The organism is Micromonospora sp. WMMD734, assembly GCF_049178975.1.
GTDB lineage: Bacteria > Actinomycetota > Actinomycetes > Mycobacteriales > Micromonosporaceae > Micromonospora > Micromonospora wenchangensis.
On sequence record NZ_JBMHMK010000001.1, the window covers coordinates 4557593 to 4579818 of the forward strand.

The following is a 22226-nucleotide window of genomic DNA, read 5'->3' on the forward strand; positions in this document are numbered from 1 at the left end:
TCCATGATCGACTAGTCAGGTTCGGAGGAGGTCGGCTATCTGGGTGGTGATGAGGGAGGGGCGTTGGTAGAGGTCCCGGGCGGTGAAGTGGCGCATGCGCCAACCGTGCGCCGCCAGCCAGTTCATCCGGGCACGGTCGTGGTGCAGACGGTCGGGGTCGAGATGGGACAGCCCGTCGTACTCGATGCCGACCCGTGACCGCCGGTATCCGAGGTCCAATCGGTAGCGCCGGAAGCCCTCGTCATCCGACACCCAGACCTGTGGTTCCGGGGCCGGCAGCCCACCGTCGATCAGGACGAGCCGGAGTTGGCTCTCCTGCCGGCACTCCGACCTGGGATCGGCGAGCCGCACCAGTTGCCGCGCCTGGTCGACACCCCGCAACCGCGCGTGCAGGGCGAGCTCGGCAGCCAGATCCCCGGGGAGACAGGCTCCCACCCGCAGGCACAGGTCGAGAAGTGGCAGTGCGTCCAGCCGGGTGACCGTCCGGGCCAGGTCCACCGCGCACCGCTCCGCAGGTGCGCACGGCAGGCCGGCCAGCAGCACCGGCTCGGGTACGGCAAGGACCGCCTGATGGACCACGACACCCCGGATCTGCGGCACCCTTCCACCGGCCGGCACGATCACGTGGAGATCCTTGCTGGCTACGGCACCGAATCCGTGCAGTTGAGCACCCGAATGGAAGCCGACGACCGCGCCCTCCGGAAGCCGATGCAGGAGCGCCTGCCATCGACCACTCTCCGCACCCCCACCGACATCCCCCGGCCGCCGGCCACTCCAAGACGACCGCACACTCCCCAGCGGCCGCACACTCCCCAGCGGCCACGCACTCCCCAGCGGCCGGCTGCTCCCGGCCGGCCGACTACTCCCGGCCGGCCGACTACTCCCCGGCGACCGGGCTCTCCCCGGCTCACCGACCTCCCCCAGCCCGTAGACACCCCGCGACCACCGGCGCAGTTCCCCCTTGACGACCGCCCGCCGAACCCCCTCCCGACTCCATCCCGCAGACAACAACTCCGAGTACCGAAACAGCCGCCCCGCCACAGTCACCACCCTGCCCACCACCCCACCCCTCCACCACCCCCTGTGGACAACCCCCACCCGCCCCACGCCACCCCCCTGTGGACAACCCCCTCCCGCCACCCCTCCCCCCGCCACCCCTCCCACCCTCCTCCCCGTCGATCATGGAGTTGTGGCACCGCGCAAAATCCGCAAAAACCAACCAATCACCCACCACAACTCCATGATCGACGGGAGGAGGGCGGGCGGGAACGAGGGCGGGAGGAGGGGCGGGGGCGGGGAGGAGGGGAGGGGGCGGGGAGGGGAGGGGGTTGGGGGGTCAGCGTTCTTCGAGTGCCCAGGGGGAGCCGTAGGTGGTGAGCAGGTCGAGGAAGGGGCGCGGGGGCAGCGCCTCCGGGCCGAGCACGCCGATTCCGGACCAGCCGCCGGTGGCGAGCAGTTCCAACGCCACCACCGGGTTGACCGCGGTCTGCCAGACCACCGCCTGGTGGCCGTACTCGCGCATGGACCACTCGTTGTCGACGACGTGGTAGAGGTAGACCTTCCGGGGCCGGCCGTCGACGCCGGTGCCGGTGACGTACGTGCCGGCGCAGGTCTTGCCGCGCATCCGGTCGCCCAGGGTGGCCGGGTCGGGCAGGCTGGCGGCGACCACGTCGCGGGGTGAGACCTGCACGCCGCGCACCGACACCGGGGTGGTCGAGTCGAGGCCGACCTTGTGCAGGGCCTTCAGCACCTCGATGAACTCGTCGCCGAGGCCGTACTTGAAGGTGACCCGCCGGGCCCGGACCCAGCGCGGGATCAGCAGCACCTCCTCGTGTTCGACGTTGACGCACTCGACCGGGCCGATGCCGGCCGGGAAGTCGAAGACCTCCGGTTCGCTGAACGGTTCGGTGGTGAACCAGCCCCGGTCCCGCTCCCAGATCACCGGCGGGTTCAGGCACTCCTCGATGGTGGTCCAGATGGAGAACGACGGGGCGAAGTCGTAGCCGTCGACGGTGAGGTTCGCGCCGTCGCGGATGCCGATCTCGTCGATCTCGCTGAACAGTTCGTCGGCGGCGTACCTGGCGAACACGTCGGACAGGCCCGGTTCGATGCCGATCCCGCACAGCGCCAGCCGACCGGCGCGCGCCCAGGTGGCGGCGGCGGCGAACTGCTCGTCACCGAGCTTCACCCCGGTCTGGGTGTAGGGCCGGGCCGGGTGCGGGTGGGACAGCGACATCGCCATGTCCAGGTAGTCCGCCCCGGCGGCGAACGCCCCGTCGAAGATCGGCATGACGAAACGCGGGTCGACGGCGTTGAGTACGTGGGTGATCCGGTGTTCCCGGCAGAGCGCGGCGACCGCGTCCGCCGAGGAGGCGTCGACCCGGGCGGCGACGAACCGGTCGCCGTGTCCGGCGACGGCCCGCTCGGCCCGGATCGGGTCGTAGTCGGCGACGACCATGGTGTCGAAGAAGGAACGGCGGGCGGCGATGGCGACGGCGGCGGAGCCGACCCCGCCGGCGCCGACGAGCAGGATACGCATCAGGAATCGAACCCCAAACCAAGACGATCGAGCGTACGGAACCAGTGCTGACGCCGGTCGTCGTGCGCGTACGCGTCGGCGCGGTCCGGCGACCAGCGGGTGAGGTGGATGTCGGCGGCCGGACGGGGCAGGTCGGGGCGGTGGTGCGCATACCGGCCGGACGTCGCCTCGGCGAGCGCCCGGCCGGTATGCGGGAGGGTCATGACGGGCCTGTCGCCCGTCGGCCGGCCACGTCGGCGACCGGGACCGCCAGGCCTGTCGCCCGTCGGGTGGTCGGGTCGGCGACCGGGAGCGCGGCGCGTCGGGCCCGCCGACCGCGCAGCGTACTCAGCCCGACGAGCAGCAGGGCGATGCCGAACATCGCCGTCCCGATCACGTTGACCTGTGGGGGGATGCCCCGTTGGGCGGCACCCCAGACGTACATGGGGAAGGTGACGGTGGTGCCGGCGTTGAAGTTCGTCACGATGAAGTCGTCGAAGCTGAGCGAGAAGGCGAGCAGGGCGGCGGCGACGATGCCGGGCAGCACCAGGGGCAGGGTGATCCGCCGGAACGTCTGCCACTCGCTGGCGTAGAGGTCCATCGCGGCCTCCTCCAGCCGCCGGTCCATCCCGGCGAGCCGAGCCTTGACCGTCACCACCACGAACGACACGCAGAACATCACGTGCGCGATGACGACGGTCCAGAAGCCCTGCGGCACCCCGGCGGAGACGAACAGGGCGAGCAGCGAGGTACCCAGCACCAGCTCCGGCGTCGCCATCGGCAGGAAGATCAGCAGGTTGATTCCGCCGCGCCCCCGGAAGCGGTGCCGGACCAGGGCGAACGCCATCAGCGTGCCGATCACCGTGGACCCGACGGTGGCGAGGAACCCGATCTGTACGCTGCGCACCACCGCGTCGCACATCTCGGGGGTGGCGCAGGGCTGCCGCCAGTTGTCCAGGGTGAACTCGTTGAAGTCGTACGACAGCCGGCTGGACGGGCGGTTGAGGGAGAGGCCGGCGACCACGGCGATCGGCAGGAAGAGGTAGCCGAGCACCAGCAGGGCGACGATCATCACCCACCGGTCGGCCAACCACCGCGACACCCTCACCGGAACCCACCTCCGTTCGCGACTGCGGGGCTCCGCTGCGCTGCACTCCTCGCGCTCACAGGACTTCCTCCGTGCCGGCCTTGCGCAGGTAGACGAAGACGACCGCGAGGATCGCCGCCATCAGCAGGAACGACAGGGCGGCGCCCTGCGGGTAGTCCAGCCGGACCAGGAACGCCGAGTCGATGACGTTGCCGATCATGTACTCGTTGGGGGTGCCGAGCAGTTCGGCGTTGATGTAGTCGCCGGTGGCCGGGATGAAGAACAGCAGCGTGCCGGCGATCAGGCCGGGCATCGACAGCGGCAGGGTGACCGTGCGGAAGGCGTGCAGCGGGCCCGCGTACAGGTCACCGGCCGCCTCCAGCAGCCGGTGGTCGAGCCGCTCCAGGCTCGCGTACAACGGGAGGACCAGGAACGGCAGGAAGTTGTACGTCAGCCCGAGCACCACCGCGACCGGGGTGGCGAGCAGCCGCCCGTCCGGGCCGAGCAGGTGTACGTCGCGCAGCAGCCCGACCAGCGCCCCGTTGTCCGACAGGATGGTCTTCCAGGCCAGGGTACGCACCAGGAAACTGGTGAACATCGGGGCGACCACGCAGACCAGCAGCAGGTTCTTCCACCGGCCGGCCTTCTGCGCGATCGCGTACGCCAGCGGGTAGCCCAGCAGCAGGGCCAGCACCAGCGCCGCCCCGGCGTAGCCGAACGACCTGGCGAACTGCGGCGCGTACGCCTGCAACGCCTCCGGATAGTTGCCGAACGCCCAGGTCAGCACGTACCCGGTGGACAGCGAGCCGGTCGGGTCGTAGAGGCTGGCGGCGGCGAGTTGCACCAGCGGTACGACGAAGAACAGCACCAGCCAGGCCGCCCCCGGCAACAGCAGCAGGTACGGCAGCAGCCGGTGCCGGCCCGGCCGGGCCGGTGGTGCCGCCCCCGAGGCGGGCACCCCGCCGCCGAGCTGCGCCAGGGCGGTCACGACGGCACCTTGACCGGCTCGTCGAGCAGCGGGGTGGTGCGGTCGTCCTGGCCCGGCTCGCGGGGCAGCAGGAAGGCGTGCCGGGGGTCCCAGTGCGCCACCACCGACGCGCCGACCGGGTGTTGCCGGCCGACGCCGCTGTTCGCCGCGAACGCGGACAGTTCACTGCCCCACCCGGTGCGCACCAGGTACTGCGTGCTCACCCCCACGTACGACGCGTCGGTGATCACCCCCGGTACGTGCTGGTGGCCGGCGGGGACCTCGTCGGCGGCCTCGGCCAGGTGCAGCTTCTCGGGGCGTACCCCCAGGTAGACCGCGCCCCGGTCGACGCGGGCGCGGTCGACGGGCACCGAGAAGCGCGTGCCGTGTGCGGTGACCGGCACCTCGGACCCGGCCGGGCCGGCGGCCTCGGCGGCGAGCAGGTTGGACTGGCCGAGGAAGTTCGCCACGAACGCGGTCGCCGGGTACTCGTAGAGTTCGGCCGGTGCGCCGAGCTGCTCGATCCGGCCCGCGTTCATCACCGCGACCGTGTCGGCCATCGTCATGGCCTCCTCCTGGTCGTGGGTGACGTGCACGAAGGTGATGCCGACCTCGGTCTGGATGCGTTTGAGCTCGATCTGCATCTGCCGGCGCAGCTTCAGGTCGAGCGCGCCGAGCGGCTCGTCGAGCAGCAGCACCTGTGGGTGGTTGATCAGGGCGCGGGCCAGCGCGACGCGTTGTTGCTGGCCGCCGGAGAGTTGGGCCGGGCGACGCCGTTCGTAGCCGTCGAGCTGGACCAGCGACAGCATCCGGCGGACCTGGTCGCCGACCCTGCGGATGCCCCGCCGCCGCAGCCCGAAGGCGACGTTCTCGGCGATGTCCAGGTGCGGGAAGAGCGCGTAGCTCTGGAAGACCGTGTTGACCGGCCGCTTGTACGGCCGCAGCCGGGCGATGTCCCGGTCGCCCAGCAGCACCTGGCCGGCGGTGGGCTCCTCCAGCCCGGCGATCATCCGCAGGGTGGTCGTCTTGCCGCAGCCGGACGCCCCGAGCAGCGCGAAGAAGGACCCCTGCGGGACGGTCAGGTTGAGCTCGTCGACGGCGGTGAAGATGCCGAACCGTTTGGTCAGCTGGACCAGCCGCAGGTCACCGGTGGGTGCCTCGTTCGCCATCCCGCTCACGCCCCGATGACCTGCTGGAACTTCGACTCGTATTCCTTTTCCTGTTTCTCGTCCAGCGCCATGAAGACCTTGGACTTCGCCAGCAGGGCGTCGTCCGGGAAGATCAGCGGGTTGGCGGCCAACTCCGGGTCGATCTTCTCCATCTCGGCCTGGGCGCCCTTGACCGGGCAGATGTAGTTGACGTAGGCGGCGAGCTTCGCCGCCACCGCCGGCTGGTAGTAGTAGTCGATCAGCGCTTCGGCGTTGCCCCGGTGGGTGGCCTTGTTGGGCACCAGCATGTTGTCGCTGAACAGCATCACCCCCGAGTCCGGCGCGACGAACTTGATCTTGGGGTTGTCGCCGGCCAACTGGATCACGTCACCGGACCAGCCGACACACGCGGCGATGTCGCCCTTGGCCAGGTCGGGGGCGTAGTCGTTGCCGGTGAACCGGCGGATGTGCTTCGACTCGACGGCCTTACGCAGCTTGGCGAGGGCGTCGTCGAACTGGGCGGCGGTGAAGTTCGACGGGTCGTGCCCGTTGGACTGGAGCAGCAGGCCCATGGTGTCGCGCATCTCCGACAGGGCGGTCACCTTGCCCTTGAGGTCGGAGCGGGTGAGCAGTTCGTCGACGGTGCGGATCTCCCCGGTGACGCTGCCGTTGTAGGCCAACCCGGCGAGGCCGGACTGCCACGGGATGGCCACCCGGTTCTCCTGGTCGAAGGAGCGTCCACGCAGCGACGGCAGCAGGTTGGCCGCCACGTTCGGCAGCTTGGCCGGGTCGAGTTTCTGGATCCAGCCGAGCCGGATCATCCGGGCGGCCATCCAGTCGGTCAGGACGATGATGTCCCGCCCGGTGCTCTGACAGCCGGCCAACTGGTTCTGCACCTTGCCGAAGAACTCGTTGTTGTCGTTGATGTCCTCGGTGTAGGTCACCTTGATGCCGCTGGCGGCGACGAACGCGTCGAGGCTGGGCCGCTTGGCGGCGTCCTTGTCGTCCACGTCCATGTACTGCGGCCAGTTGGAGAAGGCGAGGGTCTTCTCCGTGGCGGACAGGTCGTCGCTCGTGCAGCCCGCCTCGGTCTGGGTGGCCGCCTTGGTGCCGCAGCCGGTGAGGCTGCCGCCCGTGGCGAGCAGGGCGGCCGATCCGAGGGTGCCGGTGAGCAGTCCACGCCGGGTGAGGGGCCGGAGGGGAGTACGCATGTGACGACTCCTAAGGGTCGTCCGACGGCGGCGGGGACGGGGGTGCGGCGCCGGCGGGAAGGTCGGGTGCCTGAGACGAATGATCCTGGCATGAGGTCACCGCCCCCACAAGGGATTCCGTTGCTGGAATAGGCTGTGACGACGAATTACGCCAGCCTGTGCGGGTGGGACTAAGCTCGGCCGGGGGAAACGGACATGGGGAGCGAACGATGACGATCCGGCAGCAGGAGCACGGCACCGGCGGGCGACGCGTCGCGGTGCGTGAGGGTGCCAGCCACGCGCTGTTGGACGACGTGGCGAAACAGATCATCGAACAGTTGCAGGAGGACGGCCGCCGGCCGTACGCGACGATCGGCAAGGCGGTCGGGCTCTCCGAGGCGGCGGTCCGCCAGCGGGTGCAACGGCTACTCGACGCCGGGGTGATGCAGATCGTCGCGGTGACCGACCCGCTCCAGCTCGGCTTCCCCCGCCAGGCCATGATCGGCCTGCGTACCGACGGCGACCTGGAGGCCGTCGCCGACCGGCTGGCCGAGTTCGACGAGATCGACTACGTGGTGATCACCGCCGGCTCGTTCGACCTGCTCGCCGAGGTGGTCTGCCGCAACGACGCCCACCTGCTGGAGATCCTGCAACGGCTGCGGTCGGTGCCCGGGGTGCTCGCCACCGAGGCGTTCGTCTACCTCAAGCTCCGCAAACAGACCTACACCTGGGGTACGGCCTGAGCCCGCCCACCATGGTCCACTCCCCCGGACTCAGCGGGAGGCGACGAAGGCACGCCAGGCGTCGGGGGTGAAGGTCAACGTGCCGCCGGCCCGGTCCTTGCTGTCCCGCACCAGCACCCGACCCGGCAGATTGTCCGCCACCTCGACACAGTCGCCGCCGTTACTGCTGCTCCGAGTGGCCGTGCGCCAGCGGGGCTCGATCAGGTCCATCTCTGCACCGCTTCCCGGGTCAGCTCAATCGATCGGCGAGCGGGCAGCGCCTCGCCGGCCACGCTCTCCCATCTCCTGCCCAGGCTAGCAATTTCGGCACTCTCAGTCACCACCTCGCCACGGAGCTGATTGTCCAGATAGGCCACCTCGGCTCCGTCGGGCAGCCGCGCCAGCATGAACGGCCCGGCCAGACCGGTGTGCCAGGGTCCGTCGAGCGGGATCACTCGTAGCTGCACGTGCTCCCGCCCCGGCGACGGCCACCAGATGGGCCACTTGTCGGGCCATGATCACGCGGCTGCCCACCATTCGATGAAGCACCAGCTCGTCGATCATGAACACCACCTGAGCCGGCGGGTCACGATCGAGCAGAACCTGTCGCTTTAACCGTCCGCTCACCAGTTGCGCAACCTCGTCGGGCGGGAGCAGGCAGCCGGTCCCCAACACCGCTCGGGCGTACTCCTCGGTCTGGAGCAGGCCCGGCACGAGCAATGACTGGTACGAGCGAATCGAGACGGCGTCCTGCTCCAGTTCTACCCACGGGCGGAACCAGGGCAGGTCGCGGCGGCGGTAGGGCTCGGGCCAGAGTTCGGCGGGTTCCCGACCGAGAATCCCGGCCACCGCGACCCGGGTTCGGGGATGCGGCACCCGCCCGGCGCTGAGCCACCGGCCGGCCGTCTTCGGATCGACCCCGACCCGGTGCGCGAGGGATTCCACCGTCTCCCCGCGTTCCGCCATCGCCACCCGAAGCACCTCGTTCACCGGCAGTTCCTCCCGCCCGATCGACACGCTCCGGCGCACCCTGGCGACAGTGCGTGTCGATGTCCGCCCGCCACCGGCGTGTTGGCCCGGGACCTCTCCGAAAGCCCCCGAGGTGCACCGGAAGTGCACCGGAAATGCCCCACCCCGGTCCACCCCTCCCACCTCAATCACTCCGGGATGCCGGAGTAGCGCTGCCCCACGCCCGGACGCCACCGTCCACCCCGCAGGCTCGCTTCATCCACCCCCGCGGGCCGGAGTAGCGGCACCCCGCACCCGGACGCCCCATGCCCGGCCCGCAGGATCGCTTGATCCACTCCTGTGGGCCGAGGTTGCGGTGTCCCGTGACCCGGATACCGCAACTTGGCCGATGTTGAGTCGATCATGGAGCCGGCAGAGGTCGAGTGGGGCACACCGTCGCAGAGGGTCTGCGGATTCCGTCGCCAACTACCCGGAGTCACGCTGAATCCGTCGCCTCGAAGGCGAAGTGGGCTTGCATTTCGCGGTCGGGCTGTGGGATAACCGAGGGCAGAGCGGCCGGTTTCCCCTCCTGACCGGCCCAAGACCCGATGGGGCTGACAATGGCTGCCGACGCCACCGACCACCTCTGGATGCACTTCACCCGGATGGCCAGCTACGCCGCCGGGGAGGTGCCGACCATCGTGCGCGGCGACGGCGCGTACGTCTGGGACGCGCAGGGCCGTCGCTACCTGGACGGGCTCGCCGGGCTGTTCGTCGTCAACGCCGGACACGGGCGCACCGAGCTGGCCGAGGCCGCCGCGAAGCAGGCCGGCGAGCTGGCGTACTTCCCACTGTGGTCGTACGCCCACCCGAAGGCCGTCGAACTGGCCGAGAAGATCGCCTCGCTGACGCCCGGCGACCTCAACCGGGTCTTCTTCACCACCGGCGGATCGGAGGCCGTCGAGTCGGCGTGGAAGCTGGCCCGCGCCTACTTCAAGCGCACCGGCCGGCCCACCAAGCACAAGGTGGTCAGCCGGTACCTCGCCTACCACGGCACCTCGATGGGTGCGCTGTCGATCACCGGCCTGCCCGGCATCAAGAGCGACTTCGAGCCGTTGGTGCCCGGCGGGATCAAGGTGCCGAACACCAACTTCTACCGGGCGCCCGAGCACGGCGACTCGCCCGAGGCGTTCGGCGTCTGGGCCGCCGACGAGATCCGCCGGGCCATCGAACGGGAGGGGCCGGACACCGTGGCGGCGGTGTTCCTGGAGCCGTTGCAGAACTCCGGCGGCTGCTTCCCGCCGCCGCCCGGCTACTTCCAGCGGGTACGCGAGATCTGCGACGCGTACGACGTGCTGCTCGTCTCCGACGAGGTGATCTGCTCGTGGGGCCGGCTCGGCGAGTACTTCGGTGCCGTCCGGTACGGCTACCAGCCCGACATCATCACCACCGCCAAGGGCATCACCTCCGGCTACGCCCCGCTCGGCGCGATGATCGCCAGCGACCGGCTGATGGAGCCGTTCCTCACCGAGACCGGCATGTTCGCCCACGGGGTGACCTTCGGAGGGCATCCGGTGTCCTGCGCGGTGGCCCTGGCCAACCTGGAGGTGTTCGCCCGGGAGGACCTGATCGGCCACGTCCGGGCCAACGAGGGCGCCTTCCGGGCCACCCTGGAGAAGCTCACCGACCTGCCGATCGTCGGCGACGTCCGGGGCGACGGCTACTTCTACGGCATCGAGTTGGTCAAGGACAAGACGACGAAGGCCACCTTCGACGAGGCCGAGTCGGAGCGGCTGCTGCGCGGGTTCCTGTCCTCGGCGCTGTTCTCCGCCGGGCTCTACTGCCGGGCCGACGACCGGGGTGACCCGGTGGTCCAGCTCGCCCCGCCGCTGATCGTCGGGCAGGAGCAGTTCGACGAGATGGAACAGATCCTGCGCGCCGTCCTCACCGAGGCGTGGGCCCGCCTGTAGACCACCGGCGCTCTCCCCCGGAGCCGCACATGCGCTACCAGAAGCTGTCCCACTGGATGTCCACGGTGGACGAACCGTTGACCCCACGGCCGGCGTTGCCCGCCGACACCGACGCCGACGTGGTGGTCGTCGGCGCCGGCTACACCGGACTGTGGACGGCGTACTACCTCGCCCGTGCCGATCCGACGCTGCGGATCGTCGTGCTGGAGGCGGAGATCGCCGGGTACGGCGCGTCTGGGCGTAACGGCGGCTGGTGCTCGGCGCTGTTCCCCACCGCGCTGCCGGCGTTGGCCCGTCGGCACGGCACGGCGGCGGCGCTGGCGATGCATCGGGCCATGCGGGACACCGTCGCCGAGGTCGGTCGGGTGGTCGCCGCCGAGGGGATCGACTGCGACTGGCGGCACGGCGGCACGGTGCTGCTGGCCCGCACCGACGTGCAGCTCGGTCGGGCCCGTGCCGCCGTCGCCGAGGCCCGGGAGCACGGCCTCGACCCCGACGACCTGGTGCTGCTCGACGCCGCCGGGGCCGCCGCCAGGTGCGCCGCCGAGGGGGTACGCGGCGGCACGTACACCCCGCACTGCGCGGCCGTGCACCCGGCGAAGCTGGTCCGGGGGCTGGCCCGCGCGGTGTGCCGGCTCGGGGTGCGGCTGCACGAGCGCTCCCCGGTGACCGCGATCCGGCCCGGCGCGGTGGTCACCCCGCACGGCACGGTACGGGCGGAGGTGGTGGTGCGGGCCACCGAGGCGTACACCCCGGCACTGCCCGGCCACCGCCGTACCGTCGCCCCGGTGTACTCGCTGATGGTGGTGACCGCGCCGCTACCCGGGCGCACGTGGGAGCGGATCGGGCTCACCGGCCGGGAGACCTTCTCCGACTACCGGCACCTGATCGTGTACGGCCAGCGCACGGCCGACGGGCGGCTCGCCTTCGGCGGGCGGGGTGCCCCGTACCATTTCGGCTCCCGGGTCTCCCCCGGCTACGACCGGGAGCCCCGGGTCTTCGCCGCGCTGCGCCGGACGCTGGGTGAACTCTTCCCGGTGCTCGGGCCGGACGTGCCGGTCGACGACGCCTGGGGCGGCCCGCTCGGGGTGGCCCGGGACTGGTCCGCCTCGGTCGGGCTGGACCGGTCGACCGGGTTGGCCTGGGCCGGCGGCTACGTCGGCGACGGGGTGGGGACGAGCAACCTGGCCGGTCGTACCCTCGCCGACCTGGTCCGGGGCGTGGAGTCGGAGTTGACGGCGCTGCCGTGGGTGGGCCACCGTTCCCCCCGCTGGGAGCCGGAACCACTGCGCTGGCTGGCGATCAACGCCGGTCTGCGGGTGATGTCCTCGGCCGACGAGGTCGAACGCCGCACCGGCCGCCCCGCCCGCCGCGCCACCGCCCTCTCCCCCCTCCTGGGCCACTGACCCCCCCGCACCTTTCCCCACCCACCCGCCCGCTCACCCGCCGCCGACGCCCCGCCGACGCCCCGCCGACGCCCCGGTGATCAAGAGGTTTGCGTCAGTCTGAAGATCGACCATGACGCAAACCTCTTGATCACCGGGGAGATCCTGGCGGGGAGGCGGCGAGGCGGGAGCGGTCAGTGGTTGGGGGGGATTACGCGGAGGTGGCCTCGGCGGCCGGTGGGAGGCGTCTGGGGGTTGGGGTGGTGGGGGTCGTGGTCGTCCTGGGGCGGGCGGGGGGCGACCGGGCGGGCCGCCTCACGGACGGCTTCGGCCAGGGCGACCAGGTCGTCGGTGGTGGGCGGCGGCGGCTCGAACTCGCCCTCGTGCCGGACGACGTCCCAACCCCGGGGGGCGGTCAGGCTCCGCGCGTGCTGCTCACACAGGTCGTACGTGTGCGGCTCGGCGAATGCCGCCAGCGGGCCCACCACCGCCGTCGACTCGTTGTAGACATAGGTCAATGTGGCGACCGCTTGCCGGGGGCAGCCGTTACGGGAGCAGCGCCGTGGTGACCTCACGTGCGGCAGGGTATCCCCATTACCGGGTCCGGCGCACCGGTTCGCTTTGCGACACGCCCGTCACCGTGATCACAATTCGCACCTGGTGCTCCCGCCGCGCCCGTCGACGCGCGCCACCACCGGCCGGGGCGGGCCGAGGGCTACCCTTTTGCTCATGACGAGCCCGGAACACCGCCGCCCCGGCTCCGGCCGGCGCAACCACCGCGACCGCCACGGACGTGGCCTGCGCGGGCGGCTGGTGCCGGCGACCGTGCCGCTGGCCCGGACCAAGGCCGAGATCTTCGACGACCTGGTGCTGGACACGGTGGAGACGCTGGAGCGCCGGTTCGCCACGGAGTTGGCAGGCGTCGAGTTCGCCGTCGAGGACGTCCCCCCGGACCTCAACGTCTACGACTCCGACGTGCTGGAGGACGGCGAGGTTCCGCTGGCCCGGCTGCTGCCCGGCCGACCCGGTCGGCAGGAGGTGCCACCCCGGATCGTGCTCTACCGCCGGCCGCTGGAGTTCCGCGCGATGGACCGCGAGGACCTGGCCGACCTCGTCCACGACGTGATCATCGAGCAGGTGGCGAACCTGCTCGGGGTCGACCCGGACGAACTGGCCTGACGGCGGCGACCCGGACCGACCCGGCCGCACCGACCCCGCCCCCCATCGCACCGGCCGACCGGTGCGGTGGGGGCAGATGCCCTGCTCACCGGCTTGTCTCCCGTCCGTGGACGTGGCCGGCCACTCCCATGGATGCGGCCGGCCACTCCCCGGTGGCCGACCACCGGCCCGACGTCGGTCACCCCCGCGACCCCCGTCGGGCGTGAGCCGGGCGGCCCCCACCGCCCCGGCTCGACCCGTCGACTCAGGCGGCCCGCCGCTTGAGCTTGCGCCGCTCCCGCTCGGAGAGCCCACCCCAGATCCCGAACCGCTCGTCGTGCCCGAGAGCGTATTCGAGGCATTCCGTCTTGACCTCGCACCGCGAACAGATCCGCTTCGCCTCGCGGGTCGAGCCGCCCTTCTCGGGGAAGAACGCTTCCGGGTCGGTCTGCGAGCACAGTGCCCGCTCCTGCCACTCCGGTGCGTTTCCGAGCAGGTCGGCCACCTCAAGCTGGCCGTCCATCAGATGCCTCCTTGTCGCGCACCGACGTCACCGCCGCTGCAACCCCCCACGCGAAAGGCGTGCTTGTCCGTCCGGTCCTATTTGTGCGTTCCGCGCGAACAACCCCATCGAAATTACACGCGTGTAATGCGTGCGCCGTCAAGCCGAACTTGATAATGGAGTCGCCCTCCCGACACGCCACCGGACGGTCACCCGGACCACCCGGCCCTCGCAACCTGCCCTATCGATTCAGACCCCGGGCGAGTAACGCCCTCTCCGGCGAGTTGCCCCAGATTTCTGCCGTGGCGTCGCCGCCGACGGACGACACCCGGGAACGCCGACGGACGCCCCGTCCGACCGTCTCGCCAAGATCATGAGCATGGTGGGGGACAGGTTAACGCGGATGGCCCCGGACCGCCCGTCCGGCCGGAAATGCCGACAGCGCCCCGTCCACGATGTGGACGGGGCGCTCGGGTCGGTAAGGCTGTCGCGGCGCTCAGGCCGACCGGGTTGGGCTGCTCGGCCAGACGAATTCGGCGATCGCCCCACCGTTCACGGAGATCGTTCCGGCGGGTGTCTCCTCGTCCCACCAGACGGTATAGAGACCCGCGGTCAGATCCGGGTAGACGGCACTGTGGAACACCCCGTCCCGGACGATCCGCTCCCGGACGGCCGAGTGCGTCCGCACCGTACCGTCCTGGTCGACCCGGCTGATCTCGATCTCCCGACCGTGCAGGTCACGTCCGGTGTAGATGATCAGGGCACCCATCTCCCCGCCGACGTCGAGCATCACCGTGCCGCTCTCCGTCGGCCCGTACTGGTGATGATGGTGGTGGTGGTGTCCGTTCACGCCGCGCTCCGTCCGGTCAGGAGTTCGCCGCGGGCGGGTTGTTGAACCCGTCGTACGGCGTACCGAGGAAGGGGAAGTCCCGCAGGAACGGCGCGGTCACGTCGGCGGCGCTCAACCCGGGGGTCACCGCGCCGGCCGCCGCGTCCGGCTTGAACTTCTTGTCCACCAGCGGCACGGTCACCCCGGCCACCGCCCGCAGCGCGATGCTCACCACGTCGTCGACGACCCGGCGGCCGTTGGGGAACCCGGCCAGGTCCCCACCGAGCAGACCGAACTGGTTCGGCTTGCTGCTCGGCTTGATCGCCGTGTTCAACCGCAGCATGTCGGCCTGCACGTCACCGGTGAGGTTGGTGAAGCCGTCGATCAGCCCGGACGGGATGCCGGTCAGCAGGATGGCGAGCAGGTCGGCCCGGGGCTTCTTGGACTTGTTCAACGCGTCCAGGTTGGGGAACACCCCCGGGTAGAGCACCGGCAGCAGCGCCGCCAGCTCCGGCTGCTCGACGAACCGGGCGAACCGTTTGTCCTCGGTCGGCGGCAGGGTGTTCCACAGGTCCTTCTTGGACATCGGCACAATGACCTCGTTGAACAGCGGGTTGCCCAGCCGGGACACCTGGGTCCACGGGCCGACCGCCGCGTCCGCCGCGACCCGGTCGCCGAGCACCCGCACCTGCTGCCGGGAGGCGGTCGTCCACACCCCGATCGTCGAGGCCCGGTCGTCCACGCCGTACCGGTTGGCCCGGCGGCGCACCTTGCTCAGCGGCACCTGCACCGCGATGCTGTGCACGTTCATCCGGTCCACCGCGTTGACCGGCTCGCCCTCGGTCTTGAACAGCTTCTTGCCGGCCACGTGCAACTGCTGGAACGGGCGCAGCGTACCCAGGTCGAAGATCGCGCCCAGGTCGACGAAGAAGCCGTCCGCGCGCTGCCCGGCGAACACCTTCTCCCCCGTCGACAGCTTGAACGTCGCCTGCCGGACCAGGTCGTTGTACTTGGGGATGGACAGCGGCCCGACGTTGCACGGCGGGCAGGGCAGCTTGTGCGCGAGCACGTGCTCCTTGCCGTCGGTCACCCGGGTCAGCTTGTAGAACTGCCGCCGGTTCCAGTTCTTGCTGTCCAGCGAGTCGATCGGGCCGGTGTTGTAGAGAAAACTGTTCTGGTTCGTGATCTCGGTACGGAATTCGAACCGGTAGGTCACGTCGGGATGGCCGTCACCGTCGTTGTCGATATGGATCTCGTACCGCACGTCGTCGCCGAACTCGAAGAAGTTCGGGCCGCCCGAGGGGAGCTGCAACGGCACGTAGTTGGCGATCAACGTCACCGAGTCGGGCCGGTCGGGGCTGACGAAGGCGTAGAGGTCGGAACTGTCGGCGACCGGGTCCTTGCTTATTTCCGGTGCTTCGCGGTGGGACGACATGGCGGACCAACCTTTGCGGGATCATGAGGAATCAGGGCATGACGAACCGGGCGCGGGAGCCTGCGCCTGGCGGTGAAGGGGAAGGAACGCGGCAGGTCAGCGCCGCACGGCAGGGGCGGACGGGTCAGACCGCCCGCTGACGGTTCTCCGGGCGGCCCGCCCGGACGACGGACAGGTCAGTCCGGCCCGACGGACAGGTCAGCCGCGCCCGGCGGCGCGGCGCAGCCGGTCGGCCAGCCCCCGGTCGCGTACCTCGATCCGGGACGAACCGACGAAGACGTCCATCGTCCCGGACCTGGCGTCCCGCAGGTGGACCACGATCGGGCCGTCCGCGCCGGCCGCCGCCGGGGAGTTCTGCGCCACCGACACACCGGTGACCGTCAGCGCCGCCGCACCCAGGGTGGCGCTCGCCGCGGCGGTCAGTGTCTGCCGGCGGGTCAGTCGCGGCCAGGAACGCTTCCGCACTTCGCTCGTCATGGGGAACCTTTCCTCCGGCGGCGCGTGAGCGCGCGCGGTGTGGAGCGCGAGGTCGCCGGCGGCGGCCCTCGCCTCAACCGCCGCCGGCGAACACTGGTACGGCCCGCACGCGCGAAAGGTTCGATGTCATCGCGACGGATGACCGTAGGCGGTCGTCCGTTTGCGCGCCGGGCGTCCGGCGGCGGCGGCGATCGCCCGCAACTGCTCCTCGGTACGCGCCGACCCGTTGCCCGAACCGGCCATCCGGGAGATGGTCTCCTCCATCAGGGTGCCGCCCAGGTCGTTGCAGCCGCCCCGCAACATCGCCACGGTGCCCTCGTCGCCGAGCTTCACCCAGGAGCACTGGATGTTGTCGATCCGCCCGTGCAGCAGCAGCCGGGACATCGCGTGCACCACCCGGTTCTCCCGCCAGGTCGGGCCGGGCCGGGCGATGCCGGCCAGGTAGATCGGCGCATTGGTGTGCACGAACGGCAGGGCCACGAACTCGGTGAACCCGCCGGTACGGTCCTGCACCCCGGCGAGGACCCGGAAGTGGGCCAACCACTGCCCGGGGTGGTCGACGTGGCCGTACATCATCGTGGAGCTGGAGCGGATGCCCAGCTCGTGGGCGGTGGAGACCACCTCGACCCAGGCGGCGGCCGGCAGTTTGCCCTTGGTGAGCACCCAGCGCACGTCGTCGTCGAGGATCTCGGCGGCGGTGCCGGGGATGGTGTCCAGGCCGGCCTCGCGCAGCATCGACAGCCAGTCCCGCACCGGCACACCGGCCTTGGCGGCGGCGGTGACGATCTCCATCGGGGAGAACGCGTGCACGTGCATGCCGGGCACCCGGGCCTTGATCGCCCGGACGATGTCGGCGTAGCCGGTCACCGGCAGCTTCGGGTCGATGCCGCCCTGGAGGCAGACCTCGCCGGCGCCGGCCGCCCACGCTTCCTCGGCCCGGTCGGCCACCTGCTCCACCGACAGCCGGAACGCGTCGGCGTCCCGTTCCCGCTGGGCGAACGCGCAGAACCGGCAGCCCACGTAGCAGACGTTGCTGAAGTTGATGTTGCGGTTGACCACGTAGGTGACGTCGTCGCCGACGGTGTCCCGCCGCACGTCGTCGGCGAGCCGGCACAGCGCGTCCAGGGCCGGGCCGTCCGCGCCGAACAGGGCCAGCGCCGCGTCGGCGTGCCGGGGCTCCAGCAGCGCCGCCGGGTCGTCGGCCGCCAGCCGCAGCCCCGCCCGCAGGTCGCCGTCGCCGACCGGCACCGGTCCGCCCGACGCGGCGGGGCTCACCTTGCCGGCGACCTCCGCCCAGTCGCCGTAGACGCTGTCGAAGTCGCCCCGCCTGTCGTCGGTGCGGCCGGTGGAGTCGATGGTCGCGTGCAGGTCGGTCCGGCCGCCGCCGAAGACCTCCTCCGGCTCCTGCCAGGGACGGCCCACCGGCCGGGCCGCCTCGACGGCCAGCCCGGTCGCCGGGTCGGCCAGCGCGCCGACGTGCGGCGACAGCCGGGGGTCCAGCCACGGGTCGCCGGCCCGCACGTACTCGGGGTAGATGGTCAGCCGCTCACGCAGGGTGAAGCCGGACTTCTCGGTCTGCCGGGCCAACTCGTCGAGCTGCGGCCAGGGCCGCTCCGGGTTGACGTGGTCCGGGGTGAGCGGGGAGACCCCGCCCCAGTCGTCGATGCCGGCCCGCAGCAGCAGGTCGTACTCGTCCTCGATCAGGTTGGGCGGGGCCTGGATCCGGGCCTTGGGGCCGAGCAGCAGCCGGGCCACCGCCACGGTGGCCGCCAGGTCGTGCAGCTCGGCGTCGGGCAGGCCGCCCATCGCCGTGTCCGGCTTGGCGCGGAAGTTCTGCACGATCACCTCCTGGAGGTGGCCGTACTCCCGGTGCGACCGGCGGATCGCGAAGATCGCGTCGACCCGTTCGGCCGGGGTCTCGCCGATGCCGATCAGGATGCCGGTGGTGAACGGCACCCCCACCCGGCCGGCGTCGTCGAGCACCCGCAGCCGGACCGCCGGCTCCTTGTCCGGGGAGCCGAAGTGCGGGCCGCCCGGCTCGGACCAGAGCCGGGTGGCGGTGGTCTCCAGCATCATCCCCATGCTCGGCGCGACCGGCTTGAGCCGTTGCAGCTCCGACCAGGAGAGCACCCCCGGATTGAGGTGCGGCAGCAGGCCGGTCTCCTCCAGCACCGCGACCGCGCAGGCGCGCAGGTAGTCCAGGGTGGAGTCGTAGCCCCGCTCGTCCAGCCAGGCGCGGGCCGCCGGCCAACGTTCCTCCGGCCGGTCACCGAGGGTGAACAGGGCCTCCTTGCAGCCCAGCGCCGCGCCCTGCCGGGCGATCTCCAGCACCTCGTCGGTCTCCAGGAAGGCCGCCGGCAGCCGGTGCGGCACCGTGGCGAACGTGCAGTAGTGGCACCGGTCCCGGCACAGCCGGGTCAACGGAATGAAGACCTTCTTCGAGTACGTCACCACGCCCGGCCGGCCGGCGTCGCGCAACCCGGCGTCCCGGACCTCCCCGGCGATCCGGAGCAGCTCGTCCAGCTCAGGACCCCGGGCGGTCAGCAGCGCGGTGGCCTCGTCGACGTCGAGCGCCCGCCCGGTGGCGGCCCGGCGCAGCGCCCGACGCACAGCCGCCGGGGTCGGGCCGGAATCGGTGCGGTCAACCATCCGACCAGCCTAGGCGCTCGCGGCGGTTATCCGGCAGGCACGCGAGCCGGGTGTGACATCTCCCCGTCGGGTGGTACACCGGCCGGGTCGGCACCGCGCGCCGCAGCGCACCGGCAGACCCGGCCGGGACGGCTCAGTGCGGGGCGTTCGGGTCGTCGGGGCGGAAGGTCCGGGTACGGTCGCCGTCGGTGTCCGCCGGACCGGTGGTCGGCTCGCCCGGCTGCCGCGGGATCGCCTGGGTCGGGTCGGCCGACGGGGGCTGCCCGAACGGCGGGGCCACCGGCTGGCCGGACTGCGGGGCACCGAACGGCGGGGCGGACTGCGGCGTGCCGAACGGCGGAGCCGACTGCGGCGCGGCACCGGCCGGCGGGGCCGACTGGGGCGCACCGAACGGCGGGGCCGACTGGGGGGTGCCGAACGGCGGAGCCGACTGCGGGGGCGGGGCGAAGCCGGGGTGGCCGTACTGCCCGGTGCCGGGCTGACCCGGGTAGCCGGCGGCCGGGTAACCGCCCTGCGGCTGTCCCCAGCCGGGCTGGGGCTGCCCGTAGACGCCGGGCTGCGGCTTCGGCTTCGGCACGTGGTAGAGGGTGCGCCAGATCCGGTAGACCACGAAGGCGGCCACCCCGAACAGCGCGAACCAGGCGGCCCGGGTCAGCATGCCGAGCAGGGCGTCCAGCACCTCCGCCTCGGCCAGCCGGCCGACCAGCCAGATCAGGAAGGTCAACACGCCGAACAGGGCGGCGAAGGCGTACTCGCCGATGGCGACCTGGGTGAACTGCCGGGCCCGGCCGGACACCGGCGCGAGGTGGGTGACCAGCAGCACGGCCAGCAGCGGCAGCACCGTCGACTCGACGCCGACGAAGGCGAAGAACTCGCTGCCCGCCCGCCCCGAGAAGGTGCTGTAGTCCGATGTCGGTACGAGCAGCCGGACGAACCCGACGAAGAGCAGCACGGCGTTCGCGCCGAGCAGGACGAGCGCGGCGAGTTCGCGCTGGGGTGCGGTGATCTGGCGGGCCCGCGACGCGTCGTGCGACGCGGGCTCGGCGGGGCTGGTCACGAACTCTCCCTCGGGGCGAAACGGACAGAGGCCGACGTGAGCCTAGTCTCCCGGGCCGCCCGACGGCGGGACACGTCCCGTACGGGAGGATGGACGGCATGCGCATCGTGGTTCTGACCGGCGGGATCGGGGGTGCCCGATTCCTGCTCGGCGTCCGGGCGTACGCCCGCGAGGTGGGCGCCGAGGTGACCGCCGTGGTCAACGTCGGCGACGACCTCTACCTGCACGGCCTCAAGGTCTGCCCCGACCTGGACAGCGTCCTCTACACCCTCGGCGGGGGCGCCGACCCGGAACGCGGGTGGGGGCGGGTCGGCGAGAGCTGGACGATCAAGCAGGAGCTGGCGGCGTACGGGGCCGAGCCGGGCTGGTTCTCCCTCGGTGACAAGGACGTCGCCACCCATCTGGTGCGCACCACCATGATCAATGCAGGTTATCCGCTGTCGCAGGTCACCGAGGCGCTGACCGCGCGCTGGCAGCCCGGCGTACGGCTGCTGCCGGCCACCGACGACCGGCTGGAGACGCACGCGGTGGTCGACCTGGACGGCGAGCGGCGGGCCATCCACTTCCAGGAGTGGTGGGTCCGGTACCGGGCGGGCGTGCCCACCGACCGGTTCGTCTTCGTCGGCGCGGACAGCGCCAAGCCGGCCCCCGGGGTGACCGAGGCGCTGGCCGCCGCCGACGTGGTGCTGGTCGCGCCGAGCAACCCGGTGGTGAGCATCGCGCCGGTGCTGGCGGTCCCCGGGCTGCGCGACGCGGTCGCCAGCGGCCCCGCCCCGGTCGTCGGGGTGTCCCCGATCATCGGCGGCGCACCGGTACGCGGGATGGCCGACCGCTGCCTGGAGGTGCTCGACGTCGAGTGCAGCGCGGCAGGGGTGGGCCGGCTCTACGGTGGGCGCAGCGAGGGTGGCCTGCTCGACGGCTGGCTGGTCGCGCCGGAGGACGACGGGGTGGCGGTGCCCGGGGTGACCGTCCGCGCGGTCCCGCTGCGGATGACCGACGAGGCGGCGACCACGGCGATGGTCCGGGCCGCGATGGAGCTGGTGTGAGACTGGAGATCCTGCCGGTGCCCGGCATCGGCGACGTGACCGAGGGTGACGATCTGGCGGTGCTGATCGGCACCGCCGCGCCGTGGCTGCGCGACGGTGACGTGCTGGTGGTCACCAGCAAGATCGTGTCGAAGGCCGAGGGGCGGCTGGTGGACGTGCCGGCCGACGGGCCGGAACGGCTCGCCGCCCGGGACGAGGTGCTGGCCGCCGAGACCGCCCGGGTGGTGGCGACCCGGGGGGCGACCCGGATCGTGCAGACCCACCACGGTTTCGTGATGGCCTCCGCCGGGATCGACGCGTCGAACGTCGACAAGACCCGGCTGGTGCTCCTCCCGGTCGACCCGGACGCCTCGGCGCGGGCGCTGCGCGCCGCCCTGCGGGACCGCTACCGGATCGACGTAGCGGTGATCATCAGCGACACGATGGGACGGCCGTGGCGCAACGGGCTGACCGACGTGGCGCTCGGGGTCGCCGGGATGCCCGCGATCCGGGACCACCGGGGTGAGGTCGACCCGTACGGCAACGAGCTGCAACTGACCCAGATGGCGGTGGTCGACGAACTGGCCGGCGCGGGCGAGTTGATCAAGGGCAAGTGCGACCAGGTGCCGGTGGCGGTGGTCCGTGGCTACCTGCCGTCGTCGTCGCCGGCCGACGGCGGCGGTCGGGACGACCGGCCGGCGGTCCGACTGGTCGACGACGGGGTCGGGGCTGCCGCCCTGGTGCGGGAGAGTGCGCTGGACCTGTTCTCCCTCGGCACCGCCGAGGCGACGGCGGCCGGGTTGCACGCCGCCGCGACGCTGGCCGACGGTCGCGGCGAGGCACCGGCCGACCCGGCGGCCGTCGACCGGGCGATCGCCGCGGTGGCCGAGGTGGTCGCCCCCGGCACCACGTTCACCCACGTCACCGACGACGAGGTACGTTCCGGCCTCGCCGCGAGCGTCGACGGATGGCCGGCCGGGGCCACCGGACTGGTGCTCGGCGCGGCACCCACCCCGGTCGACCAGCCCGACCTGGTGCGCTTCGGCGCCGACCTGCACCGGCTGCGGATCGCGCTGGCCGCCGAGGGGGTCCCGTCCACCCTGCTGCCCCCGCCGACGGGCAGCATCGCCAGCGCCTGCCTGGCCCTCTGACCGGCCGG

The 22226-nt window shown here is 71.8% G+C and carries 23 protein-coding genes and 1 pseudogene; 6 read left to right on the forward strand and 18 right to left on the reverse strand.

The window, feature by feature from the left end:
• Positions 1 to 15: 15 nt before the first annotated feature.
• The 8 genes and pseudogenes from ACN267_RS19335 to ACN267_RS19370 form a co-directional block, all read right to left on the reverse strand.
• The gene (locus ACN267_RS19335; protein ID WP_421490451.1) at positions 16 to 624 is read right to left on the reverse strand and encodes an endonuclease domain-containing protein; all 609 of its coding nucleotides are present in this window, start codon (positions 622 to 624) and stop codon (positions 16 to 18) included.
• A gap of 309 nt (positions 625 to 933) precedes the next feature.
• A pseudogene (locus tag ACN267_RS19340) lies at positions 934 to 1164 on the reverse strand (type IV toxin-antitoxin system AbiEi family antitoxin domain-containing protein); the annotation flags it as partial.
• Between the two features lie 172 nt (positions 1165 to 1336).
• Positions 1337 to 2539: a saccharopine dehydrogenase family protein gene (locus ACN267_RS19345; RefSeq protein ID WP_421489306.1), complete on the reverse strand. Its 1203-nt coding sequence runs from the start codon at positions 2537 to 2539 to the stop codon at positions 1337 to 1339.
• Positions 2539 to 2742, reverse strand: a complete 204-nt coding sequence (locus ACN267_RS19350) for a hypothetical protein (RefSeq protein WP_204957354.1) — start codon at positions 2740 to 2742, stop codon at positions 2539 to 2541. The genes ACN267_RS19345 and ACN267_RS19350 overlap by 1 nt, the downstream gene beginning before the upstream one ends.
• On the reverse strand, positions 2739 to 3626 hold the full coding sequence (locus ACN267_RS19355; RefSeq protein ID WP_421489307.1) for an ABC transporter permease: 888 nt from the start codon (positions 3624 to 3626) through the stop codon (positions 2739 to 2741). Before ACN267_RS19355 ends, ACN267_RS19350 begins: the two co-directional genes overlap by 4 nt.
• A 55-nt stretch (positions 3627 to 3681) precedes the next feature.
• Positions 3682 to 4584, reverse strand: a complete 903-nt coding sequence (locus tag ACN267_RS19360) for an ABC transporter permease (RefSeq protein WP_204957263.1) — start codon at positions 4582 to 4584, stop codon at positions 3682 to 3684.
• A 5-nt stretch (positions 4585 to 4589) separates the two neighbouring features.
• Positions 4590 to 5741 carry an ABC transporter ATP-binding protein gene (locus ACN267_RS19365; RefSeq protein WP_421490452.1) on the reverse strand — a complete coding sequence of 384 codons (1152 nt, stop codon included), beginning with the start codon at positions 5739 to 5741 and terminating at the stop codon, positions 4590 to 4592.
• Positions 5742 to 5746: 5 nt separating this feature from the next.
• Positions 5747 to 6931 carry a polyamine ABC transporter substrate-binding protein gene (locus ACN267_RS19370; protein ID WP_421489308.1) on the reverse strand — a complete coding sequence of 395 codons (1185 nt, stop codon included), beginning with the start codon at positions 6929 to 6931 and terminating at the stop codon, positions 5747 to 5749.
• A gap of 209 nt (positions 6932 to 7140) precedes the next feature.
• Here ACN267_RS19370 and ACN267_RS19375 point away from each other — a divergent pair, with 209 nt between their 5' ends.
• Positions 7141 to 7653, forward strand: a complete 513-nt coding sequence (locus tag ACN267_RS19375) for an Lrp/AsnC family transcriptional regulator (protein WP_204956531.1) — start codon at positions 7141 to 7143, stop codon at positions 7651 to 7653.
• Between the two features lie 30 nt (positions 7654 to 7683).
• On the opposite strand, the gene ACN267_RS19380 is transcribed toward ACN267_RS19375, so the two are convergent.
• Genes ACN267_RS19380 through ACN267_RS19390 form a run of 3 tightly spaced genes read right to left on the reverse strand, consistent with a single transcriptional unit; the run spans position 7684 to position 8622 of the window.
• Positions 7684 to 7863 carry a DUF397 domain-containing protein gene (locus tag ACN267_RS19380; RefSeq protein ID WP_421489309.1) on the reverse strand — a complete coding sequence of 60 codons (180 nt, stop codon included), beginning with the start codon at positions 7861 to 7863 and terminating at the stop codon, positions 7684 to 7686.
• Complete coding sequence (locus ACN267_RS19385; protein WP_421490453.1) at positions 7854 to 8054, reverse strand: Scr1 family TA system antitoxin-like transcriptional regulator; 201 nt, start codon at positions 8052 to 8054, stop codon at positions 7854 to 7856. Before ACN267_RS19385 ends, ACN267_RS19380 begins: the two co-directional genes overlap by 10 nt.
• Positions 7966 to 8622, reverse strand: coding sequence for a Scr1 family TA system antitoxin-like transcriptional regulator (locus tag ACN267_RS19390; protein ID WP_421490454.1), 657 nt, complete (start codon positions 8620 to 8622; stop codon positions 7966 to 7968). Before ACN267_RS19390 ends, ACN267_RS19385 begins: the two co-directional genes overlap by 89 nt.
• Positions 8623 to 9200: 578 nt before the next feature.
• Between ACN267_RS19390 and ACN267_RS19395 the strand changes: the two genes are divergently transcribed.
• Together ACN267_RS19395 and ACN267_RS19400 are read left to right on the forward strand one after the other, a co-directional pair.
• Entirely contained in the window at positions 9201 to 10550 is a 1350-nt protein-coding gene (locus ACN267_RS19395) for an aspartate aminotransferase family protein (RefSeq protein ID WP_204956528.1), read from the forward strand.
• A gap of 29 nt (positions 10551 to 10579) precedes the next feature.
• Positions 10580 to 11956: an NAD(P)/FAD-dependent oxidoreductase gene (locus ACN267_RS19400; RefSeq protein WP_421489310.1), complete on the forward strand. Its 1377-nt coding sequence runs from the start codon at positions 10580 to 10582 to the stop codon at positions 11954 to 11956.
• A 173-nt stretch (positions 11957 to 12129) separates the two neighbouring features.
• Here the strand turns inward: ACN267_RS19400 and ACN267_RS19405 are convergent, their stop codons facing one another.
• Positions 12130 to 12510 (reverse strand): DUF3499 domain-containing protein, encoded by a 381-nt coding sequence (locus ACN267_RS19405; RefSeq protein ID WP_194822950.1) that lies wholly within the window; start codon positions 12508 to 12510, stop codon positions 12130 to 12132.
• Between the two features lie 154 nt (positions 12511 to 12664).
• Here ACN267_RS19405 and ACN267_RS19410 point away from each other — a divergent pair, with 154 nt between their 5' ends.
• Positions 12665 to 13114 carry a metallopeptidase family protein gene (locus tag ACN267_RS19410; protein WP_088642935.1) on the forward strand — a complete coding sequence of 150 codons (450 nt, stop codon included), beginning with the start codon at positions 12665 to 12667 and terminating at the stop codon, positions 13112 to 13114.
• 244 nt (positions 13115 to 13358) lie between these two features.
• Here ACN267_RS19410 and ACN267_RS19415 read toward each other — a convergent pair whose 3' ends face one another.
• From ACN267_RS19415 to ACN267_RS19440, 6 genes are all read right to left on the reverse strand, one after another.
• Entirely contained in the window at positions 13359 to 13616 is a 258-nt protein-coding gene (locus ACN267_RS19415) for a WhiB family transcriptional regulator (protein WP_007455784.1), read from the reverse strand.
• Between the two features lie 475 nt (positions 13617 to 14091).
• On the reverse strand, positions 14092 to 14385 hold the full coding sequence (locus tag ACN267_RS19420; protein WP_204957260.1) for a phospholipase: 294 nt from the start codon (positions 14383 to 14385) through the stop codon (positions 14092 to 14094).
• A gap of 76 nt (positions 14386 to 14461) precedes the next feature.
• Complete coding sequence (locus ACN267_RS19425) at positions 14462 to 15859, reverse strand: DUF4331 domain-containing protein (protein WP_204956526.1); 1398 nt, start codon at positions 15857 to 15859, stop codon at positions 14462 to 14464.
• 198 nt (positions 15860 to 16057) lie between these two features.
• The gene (locus ACN267_RS19430) at positions 16058 to 16336 is read right to left on the reverse strand and encodes a hypothetical protein (protein ID WP_088642933.1); all 279 of its coding nucleotides are present in this window, start codon (positions 16334 to 16336) and stop codon (positions 16058 to 16060) included.
• Positions 16337 to 16462: 126 nt separating this feature from the next.
• The gene (locus ACN267_RS19435) at positions 16463 to 18985 is read right to left on the reverse strand and encodes a bifunctional FO biosynthesis protein CofGH (protein WP_281900407.1); all 2523 of its coding nucleotides are present in this window, start codon (positions 18983 to 18985) and stop codon (positions 16463 to 16465) included.
• A 133-nt stretch (positions 18986 to 19118) separates the two neighbouring features.
• Positions 19119 to 20042 carry a hypothetical protein gene (locus tag ACN267_RS19440; RefSeq protein ID WP_421489311.1) on the reverse strand — a complete coding sequence of 308 codons (924 nt, stop codon included), beginning with the start codon at positions 20040 to 20042 and terminating at the stop codon, positions 19119 to 19121.
• Positions 20043 to 20140: 98 nt separating this feature from the next.
• Here ACN267_RS19440 and cofD point away from each other — a divergent pair, with 98 nt between their 5' ends.
• Together cofD and ACN267_RS19450 are read left to right on the forward strand one after the other, a co-directional pair.
• A complete protein-coding gene (gene cofD / locus ACN267_RS19445; protein WP_204956522.1) occupies positions 20141 to 21088 on the forward strand; it encodes a 2-phospho-L-lactate transferase in 948 nt (315 codons plus the stop codon).
• A complete protein-coding gene (locus ACN267_RS19450; protein WP_421489312.1) occupies positions 21085 to 22218 on the forward strand; it encodes a coenzyme F420-0:L-glutamate ligase in 1134 nt (377 codons plus the stop codon). The genes cofD and ACN267_RS19450 overlap by 4 nt, the downstream gene beginning before the upstream one ends.
• Positions 22219 to 22226 lie beyond the last annotated feature (8 nt).